The organism is Myroides sp. LJL116 (assembly GCF_054871685.1).
The window spans coordinates 14,765-37,854 of the sequence record NZ_JBTXLR010000008.1 but is presented as its reverse complement, the minus strand read 5'-3'; the positions used below and the strand labels follow the sequence as shown (position 1 = coordinate 37,854).

The 23,090-nt window shown below is 33.7% G+C and carries 19 protein-coding genes; 14 read left to right on the top strand and 5 right to left on the bottom strand.

From position 1 onward, the window contains the following. Nucleotides 1-484: 484 nt before the first annotated feature. The 6 genes from ACYSNM_RS07390 (at nt 485) to ACYSNM_RS07365 (ending at nt 7,240) form a co-directional block, all read left to right on the top strand. The gene (locus ACYSNM_RS07390; RefSeq protein ID WP_461756304.1) at nt 485-1,987 is read left to right on the top strand and encodes a S41 family peptidase; all 1,503 of its coding nucleotides are present in this window, start codon (nt 485-487) and stop codon (nt 1,985-1,987) included. 171 nt (nt 1,988-2,158) lie between these two features. Continuing rightward, nucleotides 2,159-3,631: an aminoacyl-histidine dipeptidase gene (locus ACYSNM_RS07385; RefSeq protein ID WP_461756303.1), complete on the top strand. Its 1,473-nt coding sequence runs from the start codon at nt 2,159-2,161 to the stop codon at nt 3,629-3,631. 146 nt (nt 3,632-3,777) lie between these two features. Next, nucleotides 3,778-4,371, top strand: coding sequence for a YceI family protein (locus ACYSNM_RS07380; protein WP_461756302.1), 594 nt, complete (start codon nt 3,778-3,780; stop codon nt 4,369-4,371). A gap of 98 nt (nt 4,372-4,469) precedes the next feature. Further along, complete coding sequence (gene prfA, locus ACYSNM_RS07375) at nt 4,470-5,543, top strand: peptide chain release factor 1 (RefSeq protein WP_461753304.1); 1,074 nt, start codon at nt 4,470-4,472, stop codon at nt 5,541-5,543. Between the two features lie 78 nt (nt 5,544-5,621). Further along, nucleotides 5,622-6,440, top strand: a complete 819-nt coding sequence (gene pyrF, locus ACYSNM_RS07370) for an orotidine-5'-phosphate decarboxylase (RefSeq protein WP_461756301.1) — start codon at nt 5,622-5,624, stop codon at nt 6,438-6,440. Beyond that, complete coding sequence (locus ACYSNM_RS07365; protein ID WP_461756300.1) at nt 6,440-7,240, top strand: ABC transporter substrate-binding protein; 801 nt, start codon at nt 6,440-6,442, stop codon at nt 7,238-7,240. The genes pyrF and ACYSNM_RS07365 overlap by 1 nt, the downstream gene beginning before the upstream one ends. Before the next feature lie 168 nt (nt 7,241-7,408). On the opposite strand, the gene ACYSNM_RS07360 is transcribed toward ACYSNM_RS07365, so the two are convergent. After that, the gene (locus tag ACYSNM_RS07360) at nt 7,409-8,218 is read right to left on the bottom strand and encodes a DUF4197 domain-containing protein (protein ID WP_461756299.1); all 810 of its coding nucleotides are present in this window, start codon (nt 8,216-8,218) and stop codon (nt 7,409-7,411) included. Between the two features lie 18 nt (nt 8,219-8,236). Then, on the bottom strand, nt 8,237-8,764 hold the full coding sequence (locus ACYSNM_RS07355; RefSeq protein ID WP_461756298.1) for a DUF7935 family protein: 528 nt from the start codon (nt 8,762-8,764) through the stop codon (nt 8,237-8,239). Nucleotides 8,765-8,883: 119 nt separating this feature from the next. Here ACYSNM_RS07355 and ACYSNM_RS07350 point away from each other — a divergent pair, with 119 nt between their 5' ends. The 5 genes from ACYSNM_RS07350 to ACYSNM_RS07330 all read left to right on the top strand — a co-directional run bounded on the left by ACYSNM_RS07350 (nt 8,884) and on the right by ACYSNM_RS07330 (nt 14,573). Next, nucleotides 8,884-11,220 carry an ATP-dependent helicase gene (locus ACYSNM_RS07350; RefSeq protein WP_461756297.1) on the top strand — a complete coding sequence of 779 codons (2,337 nt, stop codon included), beginning with the start codon at nt 8,884-8,886 and terminating at the stop codon, nt 11,218-11,220. Between the two features lie 26 nt (nt 11,221-11,246). Then, nucleotides 11,247-11,867 (top strand): L-threonylcarbamoyladenylate synthase, encoded by a 621-nt coding sequence (locus ACYSNM_RS07345; RefSeq protein WP_461756296.1) that lies wholly within the window; start codon nt 11,247-11,249, stop codon nt 11,865-11,867. A gap of 137 nt (nt 11,868-12,004) precedes the next feature. Then, nucleotides 12,005-13,198, top strand: a complete 1,194-nt coding sequence (sucC, locus tag ACYSNM_RS07340) for an ADP-forming succinate--CoA ligase subunit beta (protein WP_461756295.1) — start codon at nt 12,005-12,007, stop codon at nt 13,196-13,198. A 194-nt stretch (nt 13,199-13,392) separates the two neighbouring features. Beyond that, a complete protein-coding gene (locus ACYSNM_RS07335; RefSeq protein ID WP_461756294.1) occupies nt 13,393-14,100 on the top strand; it encodes an SDR family oxidoreductase in 708 nt (235 codons plus the stop codon). Nucleotides 14,101-14,168: 68 nt separating this feature from the next. Then, a complete protein-coding gene (locus ACYSNM_RS07330) occupies nt 14,169-14,573 on the top strand; it encodes a DoxX family protein (RefSeq protein ID WP_461753295.1) in 405 nt (134 codons plus the stop codon). A gap of 34 nt (nt 14,574-14,607) precedes the next feature. Here ACYSNM_RS07330 and ACYSNM_RS07325 read toward each other — a convergent pair whose 3' ends face one another. Then, nucleotides 14,608-14,958: a DUF2200 domain-containing protein gene (locus ACYSNM_RS07325; RefSeq protein ID WP_461756293.1), complete on the bottom strand. Its 351-nt coding sequence runs from the start codon at nt 14,956-14,958 to the stop codon at nt 14,608-14,610. Between the two features lie 255 nt (nt 14,959-15,213). Here ACYSNM_RS07325 and ACYSNM_RS07320 point away from each other — a divergent pair, with 255 nt between their 5' ends. Together ACYSNM_RS07320 and ACYSNM_RS07315 are read left to right on the top strand one after the other, a co-directional pair. After that, nucleotides 15,214-16,689, top strand: coding sequence for an anion permease (locus ACYSNM_RS07320; RefSeq protein WP_461756292.1), 1,476 nt, complete (start codon nt 15,214-15,216; stop codon nt 16,687-16,689). A gap of 154 nt (nt 16,690-16,843) precedes the next feature. Beyond that, nucleotides 16,844-17,887, top strand: a complete 1,044-nt coding sequence (locus tag ACYSNM_RS07315) for a CNNM domain-containing protein (RefSeq protein WP_461756291.1) — start codon at nt 16,844-16,846, stop codon at nt 17,885-17,887. 193 nt (nt 17,888-18,080) lie between these two features. On the opposite strand, the gene ACYSNM_RS07310 is transcribed toward ACYSNM_RS07315, so the two are convergent. After that, complete coding sequence (locus ACYSNM_RS07310) at nt 18,081-18,629, bottom strand: chromate transporter (RefSeq protein ID WP_461756290.1); 549 nt, start codon at nt 18,627-18,629, stop codon at nt 18,081-18,083. Nucleotides 18,630-18,632: 3 nt separating this feature from the next. Continuing rightward, the gene (locus tag ACYSNM_RS07305; protein WP_461756289.1) at nt 18,633-19,214 is read right to left on the bottom strand and encodes a chromate transporter; all 582 of its coding nucleotides are present in this window, start codon (nt 19,212-19,214) and stop codon (nt 18,633-18,635) included. A 400-nt stretch (nt 19,215-19,614) separates the two neighbouring features. On the opposite strand from ACYSNM_RS07305, the gene ACYSNM_RS07300 reads away from it, so the two are divergent. Next, entirely contained in the window at nt 19,615-23,046 is a 3,432-nt protein-coding gene (locus tag ACYSNM_RS07300) for a pyruvate carboxylase (protein WP_461756288.1), read from the top strand. Nucleotides 23,047-23,090: the final 44 nt, after the last annotated feature.

Sequence of the window (23,090 nt, the reverse complement as noted above, 5' to 3'; positions counted from 1 at the left end):
TTTACAAATAGGTGTAAAACAAAAAAGAACTACTTGAAGGGGGGAGTAGTTCTTTTTGTTAATGGGAAACCCACTAAAAATGCTATATTACGATAAGGGATTATAAAAATATAAATTACATTATTTGAATAATCACAACTATAATGCAAAGGTAATAAATAAATCGGTACACAATAGGCTTGGTTGAAAATAATAAAGTTAATTTATTGTGAATTAATGGGTTGTGTTTTTTACTACTTATTTTCTTAAGTTATAATAGATATAAAAAACAAAGATTAACACAGAATTACAAGGTTTATTTTTATATTGCTAGTTAAATACAAGCTATAATGTGGCATAATCCTATGGATAACTGTTTCTTATGGTTCATAAAAAATGGTGTTTTAAATACTTTGAGGAGTAATAAAACAAAAGTTTTAAAATAATTATTCTTTAATTGCGTTTGTATTTGAAATAACAATTAATTAAAAGGAAATCATTTTACATGATAAAAAGGAGTCTGTTACTTATTTGTTTTTTAGTGGGAGTACATCAAGTACAAGCTCAAAAAAAGCATCAAGAGTTAACCAAAGAAGATTATTTAGAGGATTTTGATGTATTGGTAAATATTATCCAAAAGCAACATCCTAATGCATATAGATTCACCACAGAACAGGAGTTTAATGAAAATGTGGTGCGTTTAAGGAATGAATTAGAGCAAAATCCTACCTATGCTCAGTTTTTGTTATCAAGTCCTTTGTCATATATCAATGATGCACATTCTGGGCTCAGTACCGATTTAGTTTTTTTTGAAGACTTTGCAAAAAAAGCCTATTTTTTTCCTTTTTCCACTGTAGTTTATAATGGTAAAGTATATGTGAATCAATTTGGACAAGATATCCCGCAAGGTGCCTTATTAGTGGAGGTTAATGGCCATAAAGTAGAAGACTTACTAGAGAGTATAAAAATAAGTTCCGATGGAGGTATTCAAGCAATTAATGCAAAAGATTTCTCCTTGTATTGTTCCTTTATGTTTAGTGATAAAGATACCTATGAAATCACTTATAAACTAGGGGAAGATGCTCAAGAACAATTCCATATAAGTCTTAAAGCTGTGGATTATTCACGTAGTTATTACAATTCTCAAAAATCTATACTTCCAATTGATTTAATAAGCTATTCCTATGGAATTTTTGCTAAAGAGTTAAATGAAGATACCTATTGTTTGACTATTAAAACATTCGGGTTTTCAGAAGAATATGCTTATCATAAGCTTAACGAGTTTTTTGGTGAACTCAATAAGAAAGGAATTAAGAATTTAGTTATAGATATTAGAGCCAATGGTGGTGGTCTATTAAGTAATATCCCTTTGTATTATTCTTTTATATCCAAAGACAAAACATTTTCTAATAAATACAAATATGCCACAAAGGTGATTGATATTCAAGTTAGAGAAAATTTAGTGGATAGTAATGAAAGGCAGCTATCCGATATGGATATTAAGAATATGGATAATTTTATGCTTCAACGTTATGACTATGATCCTCAAAGTGAATATTACTTTGGAAATAGTCGACTTGAGGAGAATTATTTGGAGAATTATCCTAGGGATAGAAATGCTTTTGATGGCAATGTGATACTATTAATAGATAATAATACAGTCTCTGCGGCAGCTTATTTTGCTAGCTTATTTCAGCAAAACAATAGGGGAATAATCGTTGGTCAAGAAACTAGAACCTGTAGCAATTTCACCACTGCTTCCTGGTTTTTAAATTATAAACTTCCCAATACCCAAACTATTGTGAATTTACCTCGTTCCGAAGTGTTTTTTAATCAAGATATAGAAGAGCAAGTCCAATGTAGAGGGGTAATACCCAATTTCTCTGTGAGTGAAGGACTTTTTGTAAAAAGTTTAAAGCAAGCAAAAGACCCAGATATTGAATTGGTCTTACAGTTATTGGAAAAACAAAAAATAGAGCAAAGAGTAATGCAATCTAATTTAGAGTAGTTCGTAAGGTAAAGCTACTAGTGGAAAAGGGATAATTGATGTTGTTTTGCCCCCTTGATGCGTATTATCGAAAAAAATTAGCATTAGGTAGTAAAATTCCTTTTATTAAGTAGGGTTTAAGCATTAATTGTCTACATTTGGAATACAAATACAAAATTCAAATACAAAGATATGAGTCAAGAGATAAGAGATTTACAACCTAAGGAGTTGTGGGGTCAATTTGCAGATTTAAATGCAGTTCCTCGTCCTTCTAAAAAAGAAGAGCGCGTAATTGAATTTATGATGAACTTTGGTAAAAGTCTTAATTTAGAAACAATTAAAGATCAAGTAGGTAACGTTATTATTAAAAAGCCTGCTACCTCTACAATGGCTGATCGTAAGACAGTAGTGTTACAATCCCATTTAGATATGGTACATCAAAAGAATAACGATACAGAGTTTGATTTTGATACTCAAGGTATACAAATGTTTGTAGATCAGGATTGGGTAAGAGCAAAAGGTACTACTCTTGGTGCAGATAATGGAATAGGAGTAGCTACTATCATGGCTATTTTAAAGAGTAATGATATTGAGCATCCTGCTATTGAAGCTCTTTTTACCATCGATGAAGAAACTGGTATGACAGGTGCTAAAGGTTTAGTAGGTGGACTATTAGAAGGAGAGATTCTTTTGAATTTAGATACAGAGGAGGACGACGAAATTGATATTGGTTGTGCTGGAGGTATAGATGTAACTGCTACTGCTGAATATGACGAAGAATTAGTTCCAGAGGGATCAGTTGGTTATAAAATTACAGTGAAAGGTTTAAATGGTGGACATTCTGGTATGGACATCCATAAAGGACTTGGTAACGCTAATAAGATTATGAACCGTTTACTTTTTGACTCTTTTGATTCTTTCGGTTTACAAATTGAATCTATTGTAGGAGGGAGTTTACGTAATGCAATCCCAAGAGAAAGTGTAGCTAGAGTTATTATTGCTCAAATTTATGATGAGGCTTTCGTTTTTGATATGAATGTCTTAGTGGAAGAAATAAGAGAAGAATTACATACAGTAGATCCAAACTTTGAAGTGGTTTTTGAGAAATTAGAACCAAGTGATTCACCCAAGTTTGTAATGCCTCCTATGGCTCAGTACTTCTTTGTACGTTCTTTATATGCAGCTCATAATGGGGTGTATAAAATGAGTACAGATTTTGAAGATTTAGTAGAAGCTTCAAATAATATTGCAAAAGTAGAAGTAGGGCAAGGGAAGTTATCGGTTAAATGTTTAACTCGTTCTTCGGTAGAATCTTCTAAAATGGATTTAGCCAACTCTCTTAGAAGCGCATTTGAATTAATGGGTTGTGAGGTAGAATTCTCTGGATCTTACCCAGGATGGAGTCCTAATTCAAATAGTGAGATTTTAGGAGTTTTAGAAGAAATATATGAAAAGCAAAACAATGCTAAAGCTAATGTAGTGGCTTGTCATGCAGGTTTAGAATGTGGAATACTAGGTACGCACTACCCAGAGATGGATATGATTTCTTTTGGACCAACAATTCGTGGAGCACACTCTCCAGATGAAAGAGTTAGCATTTCTTCAGTTCAGAAATACTGGAAGTTTATTTTGGAAGTATTGAAAAATATTCCAAAGAAAAATTAAATATCTTTATAAGCCAACTTTTTAAGTTGGCTTATTTTTTTAGGATTAAAACCTTATTTTTTATACAATAAAGTTAATACCGGATTAATTACTTTTTCTGCTAGATTTTTTGTAATTTGTACCCAAAGTTTAAAAAGGTAAATACTATGAAGAAAACACTTTTAGCACTGTTATTTGTAGGAGCGTTAATGGCTTCTTGTGGAGATAAAAAACAAGACAATACTAGTGAAAATACCACTGAGGTAGAATCGGTACAACAAAAGAATTTAAATTATACTTTGAGTTGGACAGCTTTTAAAACGCCTGAAAAAGTTGGAGTTACTGGTAGCTTTACAGATATTAAATTATCGGGATTAAACCCAAAAGGGACTACTATAGAGCAAGAATTACAAGGTGCAACTTTTGTGGTAACTACCTCTAGTGTAACCACAAAAGATGCAGCAAGAGATCAAACTTTAGTAGCTAATTTCTTTAGTCAAATGACTGGAAATATTAGTGGTTTTTTTGGTGAGTTCACCCAAGATAAGGTATTGATTCACTTGACAATGAATGGGAAAACAATTGAAAAGGAGTTTGATTACACTACTATTGAAAATGGTATCCACATTAAAGGTAGTATCGATATTATTAGTGATTTCGCTGCTCAGAGTGCATTTAATAGCCTACACGAGGCTTGTAAGGCCTTACATGAAGGTAAAACTTGGTCTGATGTAGATATTTCAGTAGATATTACAAAATAATACAATTGTAAAAAAGCATAAATTTGAAGGGGAATATTTAGTGATATTCCCCTTTTTTTTATACCTTTGCAAACCAAATTAATTATCTGTTTAAAGATATGTTAGATAGACTACAAATTATAAAACAACGTTTTGATGAAGTTTCTGATTTGATTATTCAACCAGATGTAATCATGGATCAAAAGCGTTATGTACAATTAAATAAGGAGTACAAAGATTTAAAACAGCTTGTTGAGAAACGTGCTGAATACATTGATGTAACTGGAAATATTGAAGAAGCTAATGAAATTATCGCTGATGGTAGTGATGATGAAATGGTGGAAATGGCAAAAATGCAACTTTCAGAGGCAAAGGAACGTTTACCAGAATTAGAAGAAGAGATCAAATTCTTATTAATACCTAAAGACCCAGAGGATGCCAAAAACGTAATGGTAGAGGTAAGAGCTGGTACAGGTGGAGACGAGGCAAGTTTATTTGCTGGTGACCTATATAGAATGTATACTAAATACTGTGAAAGTAAAGGTTGGAGAACTTCTGTGGTAGATGTAAATGAAGGAACTTCTGGAGGTTATAAAGAGGTTATTTTCGAAGTTACTGGAGAGGATGTTTATGGGACTTTAAAATTTGAGGCTGGTGTACACCGTGTACAACGTGTTCCTCAAACGGAAACTCAAGGTCGTGTACATACTTCAGCTGCAACTGTAATGGTTTTACCAGAAGCAGAAGAATTTGATGTACATATTGATATGAACGATGTTCGTATTGACTTATTCTGTTCTTCAGGTCCTGGAGGTCAGAGTGTGAACACAACAAAGAGTGCTGTTCGTATGACACACGTTCCAACGGGATTAGTGGCTCAATGTCAGGATGAAAAATCTCAACATAAAAATAAGGATAAAGCTTTATCTGTTTTACGTTCAAGATTATATGAAATGGAACTTGCTAAAAAGCAAGAGGAAGATGCTATTAAACGTAACTCACAAGTAAGTAGTGGAGATAGATCTGCTAAGATTAGAACCTATAACTACCCTCAAGGTCGTGTAACGGATCACCGTATTGGTTTAACCCTATACGATTTAGATGGAGTAATGAATGGTAATATTCAGAAAATCATTGACGAATTACAAATGGTTAGTAATACAGAGAAGCTTAAAGAAAGCGACGTATTCTAATTTATTGATTCTATTATATTTAACCACACTTACTTTTGTATAGTGTGGTTTTTTTTAAAATACTAATTTGCACTTAGAATGACCACACAACAATTAATTGAGCAGATAAAAAGCAAAAAATCCTTTCTTTGTATAGGATTAGATGTTGATTTAAATAAAATACCTAAGCATTTACTAGATCAAGAAGATCCTATTTTTGCTTTTAATAAAGCCATCATTGATGCAACCCATGACCTAGCGGTTTCTTATAAACCTAATATTGCTTTTTATGAAGCATATGGTTTAAAAGGGTGGGAGTCTTTAAAAAAGACTATCGATTATATTAATACACATTATCCACAGATTTACACCATCGCGGATGCAAAACGTGGTGATATAGGTAATACTGCTACCATGTATGCAAAAGCTTTTTTTGAAGATATGGATTTCGATAGTGTGACTGTTGCACCTTATATGGGGAAGGATTCTGTAGAACCTTTTTTAGCCTTTGAAGATAAGCATACTATTTTACTAGCTTTAACAAGTAATGCTGGGGCCTTTGATTTTCAAACCCAAGAAATCGATGGAGTTCCTCTTTATGAGAAAGTACTTAGTGTATCTCAGGAATATAAAAATGCACATAACTTAATGTATGTTGTTGGTGCTACAAAAGCAGAATACTTTCAACAAATTAGAAAGATAGTTCCTAATAGTTTTTTATTAGTTCCTGGAGTTGGAGCTCAAGGAGGAAATTTACAAGATGTTTGTAAATATGGACTAAATAAGGATGTTGGTTTGTTAATCAACTCTTCAAGAGGAATTATTTACGCAGGAAATGGAGTGGATTTTGCAGAAAAAGCAAGAGAGCAAGCTTTATTAATGCAACAGGAAATGGAGCAAATTTTAAATTCAAAGTAATGATTGTTTTAAAAGACCAAATAGGTAAGGAGCATAGCTTTGAAGCTACTCCTAAACGTATTGTATCTTTAGTTCCTTCTCAAAGTGAAACTCTTTTTGATTTAGGTTTGGAAGATGAGTTAGTTGGAATTACTAAGTTTTGTGTTCACCCATATCATTTAAGAGCAACTAAAACTAAAGTTGGTGGTACTAAGAAAGTAGATATAGAAAAAATTAAGGCATTACGTCCTGATATTATAATTGCCAATAAGGAAGAAAATACTCTAGAGATTGTAGAAAGTTTAAAGGATATTTGTCCAGTATGGGTTACCGATGTAGTAACTCTAGAGGATAATATTCAAATGATACAAGATTTTGGAATATTGTTTAATAAGCGTACTGAGGCGCAGAAGTGGATTGATAAAATTAATTTTGCGCAAAGGGATTTTATGCAATTTGTGGCTAGTAAACCTAGTTACAAAGCAGCTTACTTTATTTGGAGAGAGCCTTATATGGCTGCTGGAGATAATACTTTTATCAATGAGTTATTGCGTATCAATAAATTCGAGAATATTTATACTAATAAACCTGGTAGATATCCTGAAGTTGAAATACGTAAGATTAGAATTCAAGGGGATCCTGAATTGATTTTCTTATCCTCAGAACCTTATCCATTTAAAGAAGAACACGCCTTTGAAGTAGGGCGTTGTACGCATCATGGTAAGACTGTATTTGTGGATGGAGAAATGTTCTCTTGGTCGGGAACTCACTTGTTTAAGGCCTTTGAATACTTTAAGCAGATTCACAATAGAATTGAATAGAAAAATAAAAACCGAGTAGGGGCCTAATCCTACTCGGTTTTTTTATTAACTAACCCTAACCTTTATGAAATCAATCATATTTTGTTACTGCAAATATCTAAAAATAATATTTCTTAATTAGTTAAATGAATGTTATAATATTGTTATTTAATCAAAATGTTTAATTTTTTACTTTTTGTTAAACAAGTTTCTTAAAAGTTTGGATTTATTGTTTTTTACCTCTGTATTTTGGTTTGAAGTAGTAGTATTTGGTGTATTTTCTGTTTTATCTTGAATGGAGAATACTTCTTGTAGTAAAGAATTGCTTCTAGCCCCTGGTAAATTTTCTCTTATGGATTCTTCCTCTACAGCTATCATAGTAAATACCCCTTGCATTGTTTCTTTGGTAACATAGTCTGTTAAATCGGTATTAACTGGGTTTACTAATGGTAGGTTATTATAGGTATTGAAAATATTTTGCCATACTTTATCTGCTCCTACTTTAGAAAGTGATTCATTAATAATGGGAGTTAGTTGATCGTATAAAGCGTTACTAGTTGCATTTTTTAGATAAGTAGTAGCTCCATCAGGAGTTTGAAGTAAGATGGAAGTTGCATCTTTAAAGGAAATATTTTTAACTGCTTCTATAAATATCGGTGTAGATTGTTTTACTGCTGTTTCTGCTGCTCTATTAAGCAAGATAAGTCCTTGGTCGGCTAGATTAGCCATACCTAACTTACGTAAAGTTTCATCTACTTTTCTTACTTGCTCAGGTAACAAAATTTTGACCATTTCGTTTTTATAAAAACCATCTTTTTGTGTAAGGTTTGCCACTTTTTCAGTAATCCCTTTGTTTAAAGCAAGTTTTAAAGCCTGAGCAATTTTGTCTTGTGGTAAAGAAGTTAAAAGACCAGGGTTTTCTTGAGCATGTAATTGGATTGTAGTTGGGCTCAAACATAGCATTGCTGCAAATAGGATGCCTTTTAGTTTTAAATTCATTTTGTTGTATTAGGTTATTTATAATAATTCTACTGCTTGTGATTTTATAGCCTGTAGTGTAATCTTAGTGTTGTTCTTAAGGGGGATTGCTCTATGAAATAGCTCTTGTTGTAATTCATTAGAGTTTGCATAGGTAGAATCTTGGCCAAGTTGTTGAATAGTAGCTATGATTGTTTGTTGTTGGGTTATAATTAGCTCCCATAGGGCATCACTAACATAGAGTTGTTGGGTAATATTGTAGTCGACCTCTTGGTTGATATGTTGGATTAAAGCTAAAGTATAAGCACTTTTATCCTGTGTAGCCAAAGGAACCCTAAGTATTAAGTTTTGTAAATCAATACGCTCTATTAGTAAAGTTAATCTTTCCAATGCTTGAAGCTTTAAAGCATTAGCATCTAGTTTTTTTTCTAGGCTTTGTTGCAAAAGTCCTCGGCTGATTTTTACTTGTTGTTCTAGAACTCTTTTAAATATCAAATTATTAATTAAAATTACTACCATTGCTGGTAAGACATAAGCTACTATAGTAAGTACAGACTGTAGATTCATTGTTTTGTTTTTTTACAAAAATAGGCAATATTATCTTCTAAGGTTAACTTTTTTATAATTGCAAAAACTTGTTATAAAGCCACAGGAGTTGTAATTTTGATTTTTTACTAAAAGAGAATATGCAAAATTATATTGATCAGTTAAATGAGGCACAAAGGGCTCCCGTATTACAAAAGGACGGGCCAATGATTGTTATTGCTGGTGCTGGATCTGGAAAAACGAGAGTTTTAACTTTGAGGATTGCTTATTTAATGCATCAAGGAGTGGATGCGTTTAATATCCTAGCTTTGACCTTTACCAATAAAGCAGCTAAGGAGATGAAATCCCGTATTGCACAGATTGTAGGTGGCTCTGAGGCTAAGAATCTTTGGATGGGAACCTTTCACTCTGTTTTTGCGCGTATTTTAAGATCAGAGGCGGATCGTTTAGGTTATCCTTCTAATTTCTCTATTTATGATTCTCAAGACTCTCAACGTCTTATTGGTCAAATTATAAAAGAGATGCAATTAGATAGAGATATCTATAAGCCAAAAGAAGTACTTAATAGAATTTCATCCTATAAAAATAGCCTTATCACTGTAAAGGCATATTTTGAAAATCCAGAGTTACAAGAGGCTGATGCTATGAGTAAAAAACCTCGTATAGGGGAGATTTACCAAAACTATGTGGAACGCTGCTTTAAAGCAGGTGCCATGGATTTTGATGATTTACTGCTAAAGACAAATGAATTACTAACGGTATTTCCAGATGTTCTGGCTAAATACCAAAATAGATTCCGCTATATTTTAGTGGATGAGTATCAAGATACCAATCACTCTCAATATTTAATTGTTAGAGCTCTTTCGGATCGTTTTCAAAATATTTGTGTAGTTGGAGATGATGCACAAAGTATTTATGCCTTTAGAGGGGCGAACATTAATAATATTTTGAACTTCCAAAAGGATTACGATAATGTTCAAACATATCGTTTAGAGCAGAACTATCGTTCTACAAAAAATATTGTTGAAGCAGCCAATACTATTATTGATAAAAATAAAGTAAAGCTAGAGAAGGTAGTTTGGACGGCTAACGATCCAGGTCCGAAGATTAAAATTCATCGCTCTTTAACAGACGGAGAAGAAGGTAGGTTTGTAGCCTCAACTATCTTCGAATTAAATATGAGAGACCAAGCTCAAAATGGTGATTTTGCTATCCTATATAGAACCAATGCTCAGTCACGTGCTATGGAGGATGCACTTAGAAAAAGAGATATTCCTTACCGTATCTATGGAGGATTGTCTTTTTACCAACGCAAGGAGATTAAAGATGTACTGTGCTATCTAAGGTTAATTATTAACCCTAAAGATGAAGAGGCTTTAATTAGGGTAATTAACTATCCAGCTCGTGGTATTGGTGCTACTACTCTAGATAAATTAACGATTGCTGCCAATCATTATAAACGTTCTATTTTCGAGGTAATGGAGCATATCGATAAAATTGATTTAAAGATTAGCTCAGGTACCAAAGGAAAATTGACAGACTTTGTTAATATGGTTAAGGCATTCCAGGCCAATGATGCCACTATGGATGCTTATCAATTAACAGAACATGTTGCTAAGAAAACAGGACTTGCTCAAGAATTAAGAAAAGATACTACTCCTGAGGGTATTGCTAAAATGGAGAATATTGAGGAATTACTCAATGGTATTAGAGACTTTATTGAGGGGCAAAAACAAATTGATGGAGCTAGAGGTTCTTTAAGTGAGTTTATGGAGGATGTAGCATTAGCTACTGACTTAGATAAAGATAACGGAGATGATGATAGAGTAGCTCTAATGACCATTCACTTGGCTAAAGGGTTAGAATTCCCAACTGTTTTTTGTGTAGGAATGGAAGAGGATTTATTTCCAAGTGCAATGAGTAAAAGTACCCGTTCAGATTTGGAAGAAGAAAGGCGTCTTTTCTATGTAGCATTGACAAGAGCAGAACATCAAGCCTATTTAACCTATGCCCAATCTAGATATAGATGGGGTAAATTAGTAGATAGTGAACCTTCTTGTTTTATAGAGGATATCGATGATCAGTATTTAGAATACTTAACTCCAGTAGAAACTAATTATAGGTATAAGCCAAGAATGAATGCCGATGTTTTTGGGGATGTAGATAAAAGTAAATTACGTCTTAAAAAACCTGAGAATGGTACGCCTCCAGCTTATATAACTAATAATCAAGAGCCTACCTTGGATAGGAATATTAGAAAGCTAAAGCCTATGAGTAGTACTTCTTCTAATAGTGCGGTTTCTGTGGATAACCAAGCTTTAGCTAGCGGGCAAACTGTGATGCATGAGAGATTTGGTAAAGGACTCATTTTGAATCTAGAAGGTGTTGGAGCCGATAAAAAAGCGGAGATTAAATTTGATGTTGGAGGAATTAAAAAATTGTTATTAAGATTTGCCAAGCTAAAGGTATTATCGTAAATTACAAATAAATAGTACAATAGAATATGGCACAGTTTATTAAAATTTACCCAGAAAACCCCAATGAAAAGGAAATCGATAAAATTGTAAAGATTTTACGCGATGGTGGGTTAATTATTTATCCTACGGATACAGTATATGGGTTAGGGTGTGATATTACCAATTCTAAAGCTTTAGAGAAGATAGCTAGAATAAAAGGTATAAAATTAGATAAAGCAAACTTTTCCTTTATATGCTCCGATCTTAGTAATATCTCGAATTACATTCGACAAATAGATACAGCTACCTTTAAAATATTGAAAAAAGCACTTCCTGGACCGTATACTTTCATTTTGCCTGGTAATAATGAATTGCCAAAGGAGTTTAAAAAGAAGAAAACAGTGGGAATTCGCGTTCCAGATAACAGTATATGTAGGGCAATAGTGGAAAAATTAGGAAATCCTATCGTTTCTACTTCCATTTATGATGAAGATGAAATTTTAGAATATACTACCGATCCAGAATTGATATTTGAGAAGTGGCAAAATAAGGTAGATGCCGTTATTGATGGCGGGTATGGTGATAATCAAGCCTCTACGGTTATTGATTTGACAGAATCCGAGCCAGTGCTTATTCGTCAGGGTAAAGGGGATGTTGATTTTTTATAAAAACAAGTACATTATATAATGACCATTAAGGTCAAAAAACAAATAGCAATAAAGATATACTGCTAATAAATTAGATAATTAAAAACAGTTTTCTTATTTTTGTAACTGTTTAAATTAAATGCTAAACTTATCGAACTATGAATTTACATGAATTTCAAGGGAAAGAAATATTAGCTAGCTACGGAGTAAGAGTACAACGTGGGTTAGTGGCTAATAACGCTGAAGAGGCTGTTGAAAAAGCAAAAGAACTTACAGAAGAAACTGGTACAAGTTGGTATGTAATTAAGGCTCAAATCCACGCAGGTGGAAGAGGTAAAGGGGGAGGAGTTAAGTTGGCTAAGAACTTAGAGCAAGTAAAAGAGATTGCTGGTAACATTATCGGTATGGATCTTATTACTCCTCAAACTCCACCAGAAGGAAAAAAAGTTAACCGTGTTTTAGTTGCAGAAGATGTATACTACCCAGGGGAAAGCGAAACTTCAGAATTCTATATGTCAGTTTTATTAGATAGAGCTAAAGGACGTAATATGATTATGTATTCTACTGAAGGTGGAATGGATATTGAAGAAGTAGCTGAAAACACACCTCATTTAATCTTCAAAGAAGAAATTGATCCAGCTGTAGGTTTACAAGGATTCCAAGCTAGAAAAATTGCTTTCAACTTAGGATTAACTGGAAACGCTTTCAAAGAAATGGTGAAGTTCGTGGATGCTTTATACAGAGCATACATTGGAAGTGATGCTTCAATGTTTGAAATTAACCCAGTATTAAAAACATCTGACGATAAAATCTTAGCTGTTGATGCTAAAGTTACTATCGATGATAACGCTCTTTACAGACAAAAAGAGTATGCTGAGTACAGAGACTTTTCTGAAGAGAGACCAATCGAAGTAGAAGCTAACGCTGCAGGATTAAACTATGTAGACTTAGATGGAACTGTAGGTTGTATGGTAAACGGAGCTGGATTAGCGATGGCTACAATGGACTTAATTAAGTATGCTGGTTTCGAACCTGCTAACTTCTTAGACGTTGGAGGAACTGCTGATGCTAAACGTGTTGAAACTGCTTTCCGTATTATCTTAAAAGATCCAAACGTAAAAGCAATTTTAATTAACATCTTCGGAGGAATCGTTCGTTGTGACCGTGTTGCTCAAGGAGTTGTTGATGCTTACAAAAACATGGGTGACGAAATCAACGTGCCTATTATTGTACGTTTACAAGGAACAAACGCTGAATTAGCGAAAGAATTAATTGATGCTTCAGGTATGCCAATTTTATCTGCTGTAGCTTTCCAAGAAGCTGCTGATCAAGTTAAAGCTGCATTATCTTAATTCAATAGATTACAAAAAAGTAAAGGGCCATCATTTAGATGGCCCTTTTTTTTTACTTAGAAATGTCGTTTGTAAAAATATTTAAAAGACAAACGAGTTTATAAATGAAAAAAACCTTATTAGGCTGTAATAAAGGTAGTATGGATGTTTTTTTTGTTTATATTTAAAGGAATATTAAATTTAAATTTTCTACAATGAACTTAGAAGGGAAAGTAGTTTATATAACTGGAGCAACAAAAGGAATTGGAAAAGGAATAGCTAAAGGGTTATTGCAAAACAATTGTAAAGTTGCCTTTAGTGGAAGAGATCAAAAAACAGTTGATCAAGTTGCACTAGAGTTATCCGAATTTGGTGATGTATTGGGTATTGTATCTGATGTAAGAGAGTTTGATCAAGAACAAAATGCTGTTGATAAAATAGTAGAGCGTTTTGGTAAAGTGGATGTGGTGATTGCAAATGCAGGTTTAGGAATCTTCGCTCCAGTGTTTGAGCTTTCTTTAGAGCAGTGGAATGCAATGATTGATACGAATTTAACTGGAGTTTTTCATACTTTAAAAGCCAGTGCTTCAGAGCTGATAAAAAATAAAGGTTACTATATCTCTATTGCAAGTTTAGCTGGTATAAACTTTTTTGCCAATGGAGCGGGATACAATGCTAGTAAGTTTGGCGTTGTAGGATTTACTCAAGCAGCAATGCTTGATTTGAGAAACTACGGGGTTAAAGTAACAACTATTCTTCCAGGGTCTGTGACAAGCAATTTTAACGATCATACTCCTACAAAGGCAGATGCTTGGAAAATTCAGCCAGAGGATATGGCTGAATTAATAGTAGATATACTTCAAATGAAAGCAAATGTATTACCTAGTAAAATTGAAATACGCCCAACAAAGACTTCCTTGTAGCTGAAAGAGAGCAAATGAATTTTGTGAGGCTATCCTTAAAAGCAGTTTATAATTAATAATTAACTAATATGAGTAGAGATTTTGGTAGCTTAATGCTGCGTCTTGGTGTAGGTGGACTTATGCTTTTGCATGGTATACACAAGCTAATTAATGGACATGATTATATTATTTCGCAATTACAAGAAAGTGGCTTACCTAAGTTATTGTGGCTAGGTGTACCAATTTCAGAGGTTTTAGCTCCAATTTTATTAATATTAGGCTTTGCAACAAGGATATCTGCTTTTCTTATTGCCTTTACTATGGTGATGTCTATTGTTTTAGTAAAAGGAGTAGAGGGCTTTTTTATAAACCCTGCTACAGGGGGAGTTAATGCAGAATTAAATATACTGTTTTTAATAGCAGCTATTACCATTGTATTTATAGGGCCAGGTAAACTGGCTATTTATCAAGGAGATAAAGGAATTTTTAAATAAAGATAAAAGGCTCAAAATAAGAATTTTGAGCCTTTTATTTTCTAAGTATACTCTCCATTTTCTTACCTTTGGCTAACTCATCGACTAATTTGTCTAAGTAACGGATCTTTCTCATTAGTTCTTCTTCTATTTCCTGTACTTTGTAGCCGCAAATACTACCTGTAATTTTAGAGGCATTCTCATTAAAGCTTGGAGCCTTGTCAAAGAATTCTTCTAAGGTGTATTTGTTTATAATAGTTTGTTGTATGGCCTTTTGGTCATAACCAGTAAGCCAAGTTATTACTTGATCTAGCTCTAGGACAGTTCGTCCCTTTTTTTCTACTTTATTGATATACAAAGGGTATATACTGGCAAAAGTCATTTGGTAAACACGGTTATTCTTCATCTTTTTGCTAAAGGTTAATTCTTCATTTTAAATATACAACTATTAGTGTTTGTTACAGTGGTAAACGGGTAAAATGTCAAGGATTTAGCCCCTTTATCCGCTCAATTTATTTTTAATTAAATTTTAAAATATAAGATGTATCATATTTTAAATTTTGCTTTTGTGTTAAATTCGTATTTAAAGAAAGCTTCGTTAGTTATTTGTGTATTTTTTTGATAATTATCGTATCTTTAGTATTAGCAAAAGTATTTTATTATGAATAATCAACTTCAACCCATAAAATGGATTCCAGCCAGCATTGCTGTGGCAATCACTTTAATTATTTGGTTTGTAATTCCGGTCCCACAAGGGGTCACTCCAAATGCTTGGCATTTACTAGCCTTATTTGTAGGTACAATTGCAGCTATTATTGGAAAGGCTTTGCCAATTGGTGGAGTTTCTATTTTAGCTATCGCTTTGGTAGCTATTACAGGAGTAACTAATCCAGGAAATCCAAAGGCTGCTTTAGCAGATGCTTTAAGTGGTTTTTCAAATGATCTAATATGGCTAATTGGAATCTCCATTATGATTTCTATGAGTTTAAGTAAAACAGGATTAGGGCCTCGTATTGGTTATTACCTCATTTCTGTTTTTGGAAAGAAAACATTAGGGATAGCCTATTCATTGGTGTTCTCTGAAATGGTTTTAGCTCCAGTTACTCCGAGTAATACAGCAAGGGGAGGAGGAATTATACATCCCATTATGCGGTCTATTGCTTCGAGTTTTAATTCTAGTGAAAAACAGGGTACAAGTGGCAAGATAGGTACTTACTTAGCTCTAGTGAATTATAATACTAACCCAATTACTTCGGCTATGTTTATAACTGCTACAGCGCCCAACCCACTAATTATAGCCTTGATTTATGAAGGTACTTCTCCTGGGGAATATTTATCTTGGATTTCATGGGCTTTAGCGGCTTTTGTGCCTGCGATTATCTGCTTGATAATTATGCCATTAGTAATCTATTATCTGTATCCACCGGAGATTAAAAAGACGCCAGACGCACCATTATTTGCAAAACAGCGAATTGCAGATTTAGGGCCAATTTCTCTTGCGGAAAAAATCACCTTAGGTGTTTTTGTGCTTTTACTATTGCTTTGGGCAGGGGTTCCTGCTGCTATGTTTGGTGAAAGTTTTGCTGTTCAGCCTACAACAGCTGCCTTTATAGGTTTGTCTGTTTTAATTGCAAGTGGGGTTTTAACTTGGGAAGATATTCTAAAAAATACAGGTGCTTGGGATACTATTGTTTGGTTTGCTGCTTTAGTAATGATGGCCTCTTACCTTGGTAAATTAGGATTAGTTAGTTGGTTGGCCAATATTGTGGGCTCGGGTATTGATGATTTAGGAGTGTCTTGGGCAGTAGGAGCAGGTATTCTGTTGCTAGTTTATGTTTATTCTCATTACTTTTTTGCCAGTACAACTGCCCATATTACGGCGATGTTTGGAGCCTTTTTCGCCGCAGGTATAGCCCTTGGAACTCCACCAATGCTATTGGCTTTGGCTCTTGGATTTTCGTCTTCTTTAATGATGTCATTGACCCATTATGGTACAGGTACAGCGCCTATTATTTTCGGTTCCGGCTATACTACTTTAGGACAATGGTGGAAGACAGGATTTATAATGAGTGTTATAAACTTATTAATCTTTGTCTTTATAGGAGCTCTTTGGTGGAAATTCTTAGGTTTTTGGTAAAATACGTAGATAAAACTATCTTGAAAAAATAGGTAAGTAAATTAATCTGTAAATTGTTTTGTACACTTCAGATAAGATTTTTTATGCTTGGGTTATTATTTTTATAATAATGCTATTTTAAAAGTTTAATTTTGTCTTGAATTTAAAAATATATATGATACTATTATTAGTTTACTTATCACTTGCCTTATCGATATCCTTTATTTGTTCGATAGCTGAGGCAGTTTTACTATCTATTTCTGTTGCTTTCTTACGTACTAAAGTAGAAGCGGGTGACAAAAATGCACAAACCATGGTTGATATGAAAAAGGACGTAGATAAACCTTTATCTGCTATTTTATCTTTAAATACTATAGCCCATACTGTTGGTGCTGCTGGAGTTGGTGCACAAGCAACTTTAGTATTTGGACAAGTTTATTTTGGAGTTATTTCTGCGATTTTAACCTTGCTTATCCTTGTACTTACAGAAATTATTCCTAAGACTCTAGGGGCCAATTATGCCAATGAATTATATAAGACGTGTACCAAAGTAATCAAAGCGATGATTTGGATATGTTACCCATTAGTATTGCTTTCTTCTTTTCTAACCAAGCGTCTTACAAGAGGTCAGAACTCTAATACAACAAGTAGAGAAGAGATCGCTGTTTTAGCAAGTATTGGGGAACAGGAAGGTATTTTAGAAGGAAAAGAAAATCGTATTATTCAAAATATTATAGCCTTAAAATCTGTAGATGTTGATCAAATTCAAACTCCGCGTATTATGATGGTAAGTGCTGACTGTGAAATGACTTTAGCAGAGTTCCTAAAGAATAAAGAACTTTTACACTTCTCTAGAATTCCAATTTACCAGGATAATAAAGATAATATTATTGGCTATGTATTAAGGGAGGTAGCTTTTGAATATTTAGCTGAAGATAAGTTTGATTTAAAATTAGCAGATATAAAAAGAGAGATTCTTGTTATAAGTCAAAGAAATAGCGTGGTAGATGCTTGGAATAAGTTTATTGACAACCAAGAGCATATTGCTGTTGTAACTAATGATTATGGTGAAATCAGTGGACTTTTATCTCTAGAGGATATTCTAGAAACACTTTTAGGTTTTGAAATTGTAGATGAAAAGGATCGCATTGTAGATTTAAGAGAATTTGCCATGCAGAGATGGAAAAGCAAACAAAAGAAATACCAATATTTAGATTAAGAAATACAGTTTTTTACATAAGTATTTAACTCGTCAAGAGCCTAGTTTTTACTAGGCTCTTGGTATTTAAAATGGTTAGACTCTTTTGGTTTAAATACCTTTTAGCTTAAAGTAATACTTTAGGTTGTTTTTATAAGTAATGGATTGATAATTAGTTATAAGTGTTGTTTATTTAAGGCATTGAGGTCCATGTCTAATATATGATTAGACCAACAATAGCCCCGGAGAATAGAATAACTATAGGGTGGATTTTAAAGCCAATACTACAAACTAGTGCAAGAGCAAAGAGGATAATACTATCTATTCCTGTAAAGTTTTCTGGCGTAGTCATCGATAGGGCTGCTAAGGCAATTAGGGATATACCAAGAGGTTTAATTGCCGACAAGGCATAGGAAAAATATTTATTAGACCTAAATTTGAAATAATAGTAGCTAATAAAGCAGATCATTATAAAGGAAGGAAGGCATAAAGCTAGTGTAGCTATAAAAGAGCCTAGGATAGAGACTATTGGAGAATACCCTTGATTCTCTAAAGTGATGAACCCAACATAAGTGGCCGAGTTAATTCCAATTGGCCCTGGTGTCATTTGGGAAATAGCCACTAAGTCTGTAAACTCTTCCTTGGTTATCCAGTGGTTGTTATCTACTACTTCTTCTTGAATAAAAGACAACATGGCGTAACCTCCACCAAAACCAAAGGTGCCTATTTTAAGGAATACCCAAAATAGTTTTAGAAATATCATGTGTTAGCTTTTTATAATTATACTGTGATATATTATGCCCGAAATACTTCCAAGGAGTATAATCCAAATAGGAGATAGACCAGCAAAGAACATTAAAGCTAGTGCTATACAAGGAAGTATTAAGGTTTTGATTGTCATTTTATTGGCTTTAATGGCCGTATAACAAGGCGCTGCAATTAAAGCAACCACTATTGGCCTAAGGGCTTTAAAGGCTTTTGCTACATAGATGTTTTGTTGGAACTGCGCTAAAAATATTGCTATAATAAGCAATAAAATAAATGGTGCAATTATCGTTGCTAGACCGGCTATTAAAGCTCCTTTTATACCAGCAATTTTATAACCTACCAAAGCGGCAATATTAGTGGCAAAAACCCCAGGTAAAGATTCCGTTATAGCTATTAACTCGTAAAATTCTTGATTGGACAGCCATTTCTTTTGAACCAGATCTTTTTCTATCAGTGGAATTACAGCGTAACCACCTCCAATGGTGAACATTCCAATTTTAGTGAAGATTAAAAATAAATGTAAAAGCATATCTCGATTAATAATTAGTTCACAAAATACCGATTTTGCGGCTAACCACATAGATAAAGTGGATTTTATTATTGCTCTTAATTTATTTTAAAATGAAGGGTTTTATTCCTATTCTATCCTTGGTATACTAGTAAAACAAGGATAGAGAAAAAAAAATGAATTTTATTTCAAGTCAGAAAATAGACTATTTAGTAGATAGGAATATTTTTATTTAGCAGATATTCTTATTTAAGGTTATAAATATTATAAATATTCTTTTTTTTAACTTTGTTAACAGAATTCAATGGAGGGATAGCTTTGCATTATTTGTAAATTTCACAATGTTTTTAGTTTTTATTTTATTAAGTTTATGGCAATGATTGCTAATTCATAGAAATATTTATAACAATGGTCCTATAAATACTATGTGTTAGCAAACAATAAACCACCAAAATAACTAAAAAATATTGAAATGTTTAAGAAATTACTTGTTGCAAACCGAGGAGAGATAGCCATTCGTGTTTTGCGTGCTGCTTCAGAGATGGGCATTAGAACGATAAGTGTATACACTTATGAAGATAGATATTCAATGCATAGGTATAAAGCAGATGAATCCTATCAAATTGGACAAGATGACCAGCCTTTAAAACCATATTTAGATATTGAAGAAATTATTCGCGTAGCCAAAGAAAATGAGGTGGATGCCATTCATCCAGGTTATGGCTTTTTAAGCGAGAATGTGGATTTTGTACGTCGTTGCGAACAAGAGGGTATTGTCTTTGTTGGTCCTAGAAGTAGTGTAATGGAACAACTAGGGGATAAAATCGCAGCAAAGAAATTGGCAAAACGCATCGCAATACCAGTAATTGAAGATGCCATTTTAGAAGGACAAGATATAGCGGAAATCGAGAAAATTGCACAAAATATTGGTTTTCCCTTAATTTTAAAGGCGGCTGCTGGTGGTGGAGGACGCGGAATGCGTATTGTTAGAGAAGTAAGTGAAGTAAAATCAGCTTACCTAGAGGCTAAGGGAGAAGCTAAGAAGGCTTTCGGTGATGATAGTATCTTCATGGAGCGCTTTATAGAAAATCCAAAACATATTGAAGTACAGATCTTAGCGGATAATTATGGGAATATTGTACACTTATTTGAGAGGGATTGTTCGGTACAACGAAGATTTCAAAAGGTTATTGAAATTGCACCTGCACCAAATTTGTCTGCTAAATGTAAAAAGGAAGTGTATGATTATGCTACCAAAATAGCCCAAGAGGTACAGTATAATAATGCTGGTACTGTAGAGTTTTTAGTAGATCAACAAGATAATGTATACTTTATTGAGGTAAACCCTCGTATTCAAGTAGAGCATACTATTACTGAGGTAATTACAGGAATTGATATTGTTAGAAGTCAAATTTTAATTGCTCAAGGTGTGCATTTAGCTGATCCAAAGATCCATATTCTAGGTCAGGAAAGTTTAAAGATTAATGGGTATGCTATTCAGTGTCGTATTACCACCGAGGATCCATTAAACGATTTTAAACCAGATTACGGTACTTTAATGGCTTATCGTAATGCAGCGGGTTATGGGATTCGCTTAGATGAAGGTTCTGCTTACCAAGGAATGAAGATATCTCCTTTTTTTGACTCTATGATTGTTAAAGTAACTGCCTCAGGACGTACACTAAGTGGTACATCTCAACGTATGTTACGCGCTTTATCTGAGTTTAGAGTAAGGGGGGTAACTACCAATATTTTATTCTTAGAACAAGTTATTGGCCATCCTGTTTTCAAAAAAGGAGATTGTGGAGTTAACTTTATTAAAGATCACCCAGAGTTGTTCCAAGTAAGAAAACTCAAGGATTCTTCTACTAAACTATTGAATTATATTGGAAATATTCAAATCAATGGACATCCTGATGTAAAGATTTACGATCCCTCTAAAGTATTTAGAAAAGAGAAACAACCAGATTTTGACCCTCTAAAAGGTTTCACTCCAGGGTATAAGGATATTCTAGTAGAAAAAGGAAGAGATGCTTTAATGGAGCATATCGCTAATGAAAAACAAATTCTTTTTACGGATACCACTTATAGGGATGCTCATCAGTCTTTGGTGGCAACTAGAGTAAGAACAAAGGATATTTTGGCTGCTGCTGGTAGTTTTGCTCAAAATAATTCTGGTGTTTTTTCAAGTGAAGTTTGGGGTGGAGCCACCTTTGATGTTGCCATGCGCTTTTTACATGAATGTCCATGGGAACGCTTAGCACAAATTCGCCAAGCTATGCCTAATGTTCTGTTACAAATGCTCTTTAGAGGAAGCAATGCAGTTGGTTATTCTAGTTATCCAAAGAATGTTATCCAGCAATTTATTGAACAAGCTGCCAATCATGGTATAGACATATTTAGAATATTTGACTCTCTGAATAATTTAGATTCAATGGTTACTGCCATTGATTACGTTAATAAATACACCAATTCTATTGCTCAAGGATCTATTTGTTATACAGGAGATGTTTTGCGTACAACCAACAATAAGTACGATTTAAATTATTATGTTGATTTAGCTTTAAGATTACAGGATGCCGGTGCTCATATGCTAGCAGTAAAAGACATGGCTGGTCTGTTAAAACCACAAGCAGCCCATGAACTAATATCAACTTTGAAGCAAAATGTATCTATTCCAATTGCATTACACTCCCACGATACAGCAGGAACTCAAATAGCTACTTATTTAAGGGCTATTGAAGCAGGCGTGGATAGCATTGATTGTGCTATTGCATCTTTTAGTGGTACTACTTCTCAACCAAATTTAAATTCATTAGTTGCTCTTTTACAGGGGCACCAAAGAGAGAATACCTCTATGAATTTACCTTCTTTGAATCAGCATTCTAATTATTGGGATGTAGTAAGAGAGAAATATTATCCTTTTGAGTCGGATTTAAAATCCTCTACTGCAGAGGTATATGATAATGAAATCCCTGGAGGACAGTATTCCAATTTAAGACAACAAGCCGAAGGAGTTGGTCTAGGAGATCAGTTAGATGTAATAAAGAAAAATTATGCTGTTGTAAATCAAATGTTTGGAGATATCGTTAAAGTAACTCCAAGTAGTAAAGTAGTTGGGGATATGGCCTTATTTATGACTGCCAACAACCTAAGCCAAAAAGATGTATTAGATCCAAAACAAAACCATAGTTTCCCAGCATCTGTTGTAGGCTTTTTCAATGGGGATATTGGAATTCCATATGGTGGTTTCCCAGAAGAATTACGCAAGATTGTCTTAAAAAATGAAGTTGTAGGCCCTTCTAGGGAAGCTATTTTAGAAGATATTGATTTGGATTTAGCTTTCAGTGATTTCAATAGGGATTACCCTAGTGCTACATTCTTAGACTTCTTATCCTACCAAATGTTTCCTAAGGTATTTGCTGATTTTTATAAGCATAGACAAACCTTTGGGGATGTTCAGAACATACCAACTAGTTCCTTCTTTTATCCGGTAAAGGTTGGACAAGAAATCCAGGTAAAAATCGCCAAAGGTAAGACAGTTCACATTACCCTTCGATTTATCTCTACTGCAGATGAATTAGGTTATAGAACAGTTTCCTTTGGATTAAACGGAGGAATAAGAATCATTAAAGTAAAAGACAATAGTATCACTTCCACAAAAGTACAGCATAGGAAGGTAGAGGATAGCAAACACCAAGTAGGAGCGCCTTTACAAGGAAGTTTATCTAGTATTTTGGTAAAAGTAGGGGATAAGGTGGAACCAGGAACTCCTTTATTTGTTATTGAAGCCATGAAAATGGAGAGTAATGTTACTGCTTCTACTGCTGGGGTTGTAACGCAAATCTATTTGCCAAGTGGTGTGATGGTAGATCAAAATGATGCAGTAATAGAAATAAAATAGATTTCTGTTTAAATAATAAAATTAAACCAGTTTTTATATCTAAG

Coding starts and splice junctions, on each gene's coding strand:
- ACYSNM_RS07390 (WP_461756304.1), top strand. CDS start 485: ATGATAAAAAGGAGTCTGTTACTTATTTGTTTTTTAGTGGGAGTACAT.
- ACYSNM_RS07385 (WP_461756303.1), top strand. CDS start 2,159: ATGAGTCAAGAGATAAGAGATTTACAACCTAAGGAGTTGTGGGGTCAA.
- ACYSNM_RS07380 (WP_461756302.1), top strand. CDS start 3,778: ATGAAGAAAACACTTTTAGCACTGTTATTTGTAGGAGCGTTAATGGCT.
- prfA (WP_461753304.1), top strand. CDS start 4,470: ATGTTAGATAGACTACAAATTATAAAACAACGTTTTGATGAAGTTTCT.
- pyrF (WP_461756301.1), top strand. CDS start 5,622: ATGACCACACAACAATTAATTGAGCAGATAAAAAGCAAAAAATCCTTT.
- ACYSNM_RS07365 (WP_461756300.1), top strand. CDS start 6,440: ATGATTGTTTTAAAAGACCAAATAGGTAAGGAGCATAGCTTTGAAGCT.
- ACYSNM_RS07360 (WP_461756299.1), bottom strand. CDS start 8,218: ATGAATTTAAAACTAAAAGGCATCCTATTTGCAGCAATGCTATGTTTG.
- ACYSNM_RS07355 (WP_461756298.1), bottom strand. CDS start 8,764: ATGAATCTACAGTCTGTACTTACTATAGTAGCTTATGTCTTACCAGCA.
- ACYSNM_RS07350 (WP_461756297.1), top strand. CDS start 8,884: ATGCAAAATTATATTGATCAGTTAAATGAGGCACAAAGGGCTCCCGTA.
- ACYSNM_RS07345 (WP_461756296.1), top strand. CDS start 11,247: ATGGCACAGTTTATTAAAATTTACCCAGAAAACCCCAATGAAAAGGAA.
- sucC (WP_461756295.1), top strand. CDS start 12,005: ATGAATTTACATGAATTTCAAGGGAAAGAAATATTAGCTAGCTACGGA.
- ACYSNM_RS07335 (WP_461756294.1), top strand. CDS start 13,393: ATGAACTTAGAAGGGAAAGTAGTTTATATAACTGGAGCAACAAAAGGA.
- ACYSNM_RS07330 (WP_461753295.1), top strand. CDS start 14,169: ATGAGTAGAGATTTTGGTAGCTTAATGCTGCGTCTTGGTGTAGGTGGA.
- ACYSNM_RS07325 (WP_461756293.1), bottom strand. CDS start 14,958: ATGAAGAATAACCGTGTTTACCAAATGACTTTTGCCAGTATATACCCT.
- ACYSNM_RS07320 (WP_461756292.1), top strand. CDS start 15,214: ATGAATAATCAACTTCAACCCATAAAATGGATTCCAGCCAGCATTGCT.
- ACYSNM_RS07315 (WP_461756291.1), top strand. CDS start 16,844: ATGATACTATTATTAGTTTACTTATCACTTGCCTTATCGATATCCTTT.
- ACYSNM_RS07310 (WP_461756290.1), bottom strand. CDS start 18,629: ATGATATTTCTAAAACTATTTTGGGTATTCCTTAAAATAGGCACCTTT.
- ACYSNM_RS07305 (WP_461756289.1), bottom strand. CDS start 19,214: ATGTGGTTAGCCGCAAAATCGGTATTTTGTGAACTAATTATTAATCGA.
- ACYSNM_RS07300 (WP_461756288.1), top strand. CDS start 19,615: ATGTTTAAGAAATTACTTGTTGCAAACCGAGGAGAGATAGCCATTCGT.